The following is a 3,500-nucleotide window of genomic DNA, read 5'->3' on the forward strand; positions in this document are numbered from 1 at the left end:
ATCTTCAGGTGGCGTGCCCGCACCCATGAGACCCCCGGCCGCGTGCCCGGCTCCCGCTACACAGCCCCACCAGAAACCCCAGGCCTGGCCCACCGCCTACGCGTCAGCAAACTTGCCGGAGCCCTGGGATTTCGAGGAGCTGCTTGCCGAACGCGGCCTCGAGGTTGATCACGTCACGGTCTACCGGTGGGTCCAACGCTTCACGCCCTTGCTCGTCGACGCCGCGCGACCCCGCCGGCACCGTCCTGGGGACAGGTGGTTCGTCGACGAGACCTACGTCAAGGTCGCCGGCCACTGGACCTACCTGTACAGGGCGGTTGACCAGCACGGACAGGTCATCGACGTCCTCGCCAGCGAACGACGCGACCAGGCCGCGGCCCGCCGCTTCTTCACCGCTGCGCTGTCCCACGGCCGCCGGCCCGCCGAGGTCACCACCGACAAGGCCCCCGCCTACCCCAGGCTCCTCGACGAGCTGCTCCCCGAGGCCTGCCACGTCGACGCCGCCCGGGAGAACAACCAGATCGAAGCCGACCACAGCAGACTCAAAGCCCGACTCCGACCCATGCGCGGACTGAAACGCCTGCGCTCCGCCCAGACGATCAGCGCAGGGCACGCCTTCGTCCAGAACCTCCGCCGCGGCCACTACGAACTCGGGACCGACACCGCCCCGCACACACGGCTGACAGCCGCGTTCACCGAACTCACCCTCACGATCTGATCACACGATCGGCAGGGTCAACCATGCCCTGCCTTCCCACAATGCAACAGACTCCAGTGCGATCCCCGTGCAGCCCGCTGGCGCGCGTTGATTGAGTCGCCCCCTCGGCCGTTTGCGGCCCACGCAGAGATCGAGCGACGCTACAGGTCGAGATGTTCGCAGCCAACAGGTTGAGCGCTCCTGGCGATGTTCGGTGAACTGATACTCCGCGCGGACCGCAGCCTTGAGGTCATGCGGCGCGGAGCATTGAGGATGGTGGGGGCTTGCTTCAGCGCCGCGCTGCTGCCCAGCAAGCGTCTACCGAAGTGAAGCCACCCGTTGCTCGGTCCGACGTGACGGGCTCCGCGCTGCACAGCAACGTTAGGCGATTGCTCATCGGCCCTGCAACGGTCACTGCCGCCGCCGGGTCGCTCGCGGCCGGTCGGCGCCGGCATGGCGGGGGTGCAGGTGCAGAGTCTTTCCACGAAGACGAGACGTCGGGTAGGCATGGATCGGGCTGGACGCGGGCGGGTCGAATCCGCCAAGGGCGGGTGTCAGAGGCTGGGGCGCGGGCCCCTATCTGTCGTCCATACCAGATGGCTAGAATGTACCTATGAAGAAGTTTGACCATCTTCTCGACCTTCCGGACTGGTATGACCACGAAGGTTCTCATCATCCCTTCGAGGTCGCCCGGGGGGCTTCTATTGGGTACTGGTATGGCCAGCCTGACTGGCAGCCGAGACCACGCACCTATAGTCCGTCCAATGTGCCCCCATCCGAAGTCTATTCGCCCGAGCGCGTGAAGGGGTGCTGTGCCACTTATGGGTTCCGCAAGGGTTATCGATTTAAGGATAACGACTACAAGGATACCCAAAGTGAAGAGGAAATGCGGAGGTACGGCGAGCCGCGGAAAGTCCACTGGCACAACCCTCTGACGATAACTAGAGGTGTTGCCATTGGCTTTGCATACGCCAGAAATGGAAACAATAGGCCCGACACGCGCCACCCCGACGTGCGAAGCTGCTGCGCAACATTCGGCTTCGGGCATGGTTATGACGTCGGGATTCTCGTTTTCTTCGCGAATTCAACCAAGCGGGAGCAAGAGCCATACTTTGCCGAGGAGCGTAGGCGGCGCAACGAGTATGGATGGGGATGAAACAAGGCACCATCCCTTCGAGAGCCACAACACCCAGCGGGCAACCGGAGACCGCGTGCGGGCCGGGCCGATGGTTACTGACTGCACTCGTCCGCGGCGCCTCTGGGTGAGGGCGTCCGGGTCTGTTGCATTGCGGGATGGCAGGGCATGGTTGACCCTGCCGAGCAGGTGATCAGATCGCGAGGGTGAGCTCGGTGAACGCGGCTGTCAGCCGTGCGTGCGGGTCGGTAGGTGTCGGTCCCGAGTTCGTAGTGGCCGCGGCGAATGTTCTGGACAAATGCATGCCCTGCGCTGATCGTCTGGGCGGAGCGCAGCCGTTTCAGGCCGCGCATCGGGCGGAGCCGGGCTGGGTCTGTTGCATCGGCGGAGTCCGCTGTCTCGCGGCCGTCGATCGGTCATGATCGAGTGATGCGTCGACGTCGTGCCTGTCCACCAGTCCCGACATCGGAGTTCGCGGGGTTCCGGTTCCCACCCGAGGTGATCATTCTCGCTGTCCGCTGGTACCTACGGTTCGCCCTGTCGTACCGGGACGTCGAGGAACTTCTGGCCGAACGCGGCCTCGACGTTGATCACGTAACTGTGTACCGGTGGGTCCAACGCTTCACGCCCTTGCTCATCGACGCCGCGCGGCCCTGCCGGCACAGCCCTGGGGACAGGTGGTTCGTCGACGAGACCTACGTCAAGGTCGCCGGCCACTGGACCTACCTGTACAGGGCGGTTGACCAGCACGGGCAGGTCATCGACGTCCTCGCCAGCACCCGCCGCGACCAGGCCGCGGCACGCCGCTTCTTCACCGCTGCGCTGTCCCACGGCCGCCGGCCCGCCGAGGTCACCACCGACAAGGCCCCCGCCTACCCCAGGCTCCTCGACGAGCTGCTCCCCGAGGCCTGCCACGTCGACGCCGCCCGGGAGAACAACCGGATCGAAGCCGACCACAGCCGCCTGAAAGCCCGGCTCCGACCCATGCGCGGACTGAAACGCCTGCGCTCCGCCCAGACGATCAGCGCAGGGCACGCCTTCGTCCAGAACCTCCGCCGCGGCCACTACGAACTCGGGACCGACACCGCCCCGCACACACGGCTCCCTCTGTGTCAGTCTCGGGTGAGACACTCGCCCGGTGCGGGTTGGCTACAGGGGGCGTGATCGGAGACCCTCGTGTTCATGGAGCCAGAGCCGCAGGCGAGCCAGTCGTCGCCGCGGCCTGACCCTGCGCCGCGCCCGTCGCGGCGGGTGTTCAGCACGGCGTACAAGCTACGGATCGTCACCGAGTATGAGAACGCCCCGCACGGAGAGAAAGGCGCGATCCTGCGCCGGGAAGGGTTGTTCTCCTCGCATGTGGTGGAGTGGACCCGGGCCCGTGACGCGGGCGCGTTGGGAGGAGGAGCACGTGCGGTGGCGCAGGGTCGGGAGAAGAAGCCGGTGAAATCGGCGGAGCAGATCGAGTTGGAGAAACTACGCCGGGAGAACGAGCGGCTGAAAGCGAAGCTCGCGACGACGGAGACCGCGCTGGATATCATGGGAGTCGGGTAGCCGGCGGGAATCGCACCCGCCGGCTCCCACGGATCCGTACGTGAACCTCTCGGTTCATACGGCTCTTACCGTCCGGCGAATGATCCTCCGCAGTCGGTAATCCATGCCCAGTGGGCG

General features: G+C 65.8%; 3 protein-coding genes and 2 pseudogenes. 4 read left to right on the forward strand and 1 reads right to left on the reverse strand.

What is annotated here, in order from left to right; all coding sequences use genetic code 11:
• Positions 1–127 precede the first annotated feature (127 nt).
• Together AB1460_RS36375 and AB1460_RS36380 are read left to right on the forward strand one after the other, a co-directional pair.
• Positions 128–718: pseudogene (locus tag AB1460_RS36375) on the forward strand (IS6 family transposase); the annotation flags it as partial.
• Between the two features lie 592 nt (positions 719–1,310).
• Positions 1,311–1,853, forward strand: a complete 543-nt coding sequence (locus AB1460_RS36380) for a hypothetical protein (protein WP_368967038.1) — start codon at positions 1,311–1,313, stop codon at positions 1,851–1,853.
• Positions 1,854–2,025: 172 nt separating this feature from the next.
• Here the strand turns inward: AB1460_RS36380 and AB1460_RS36385 are convergent.
• Positions 2,026–2,200 (reverse strand): annotated as a pseudogene (locus tag AB1460_RS36385) (IS6 family transposase); the annotation flags it as partial.
• Between the two features lie 61 nt (positions 2,201–2,261).
• Here AB1460_RS36385 and AB1460_RS36390 point away from each other — a divergent pair.
• Together AB1460_RS36390 and AB1460_RS36395 are read left to right on the forward strand one after the other, a co-directional pair.
• Positions 2,262–2,996, forward strand: coding sequence for an IS6 family transposase (locus tag AB1460_RS36390; RefSeq protein WP_368967039.1), 735 nt, complete (start codon positions 2,262–2,264; stop codon positions 2,994–2,996).
• A gap of 12 nt (positions 2,997–3,008) precedes the next feature.
• Positions 3,009–3,383: a hypothetical protein gene (locus AB1460_RS36395; RefSeq protein WP_368967041.1), complete on the forward strand. Its 375-nt coding sequence runs from the start codon at positions 3,009–3,011 to the stop codon at positions 3,381–3,383.
• Positions 3,384–3,500: the final 117 nt, after the last annotated feature.

The sequence above is a fragment of the Parafrankia sp. FMc2 genome (assembly GCF_041008525.1).
Lineage (GTDB): Bacteria > Actinomycetota > Actinomycetes > Frankiales > Frankiaceae > Parafrankia.

Excerpts from the sequence above, each read along its gene's own strand:
- AB1460_RS36380 (WP_368967038.1), top strand. The coding sequence starts at position 1,311 with ATGAAGAAGTTTGACCATCTTCTCGACCTTCCGGACTGGTATGACCAC.
- AB1460_RS36390 (WP_368967039.1), top strand. The coding sequence starts at position 2,262 with ATGCGTCGACGTCGTGCCTGTCCACCAGTCCCGACATCGGAGTTCGCG.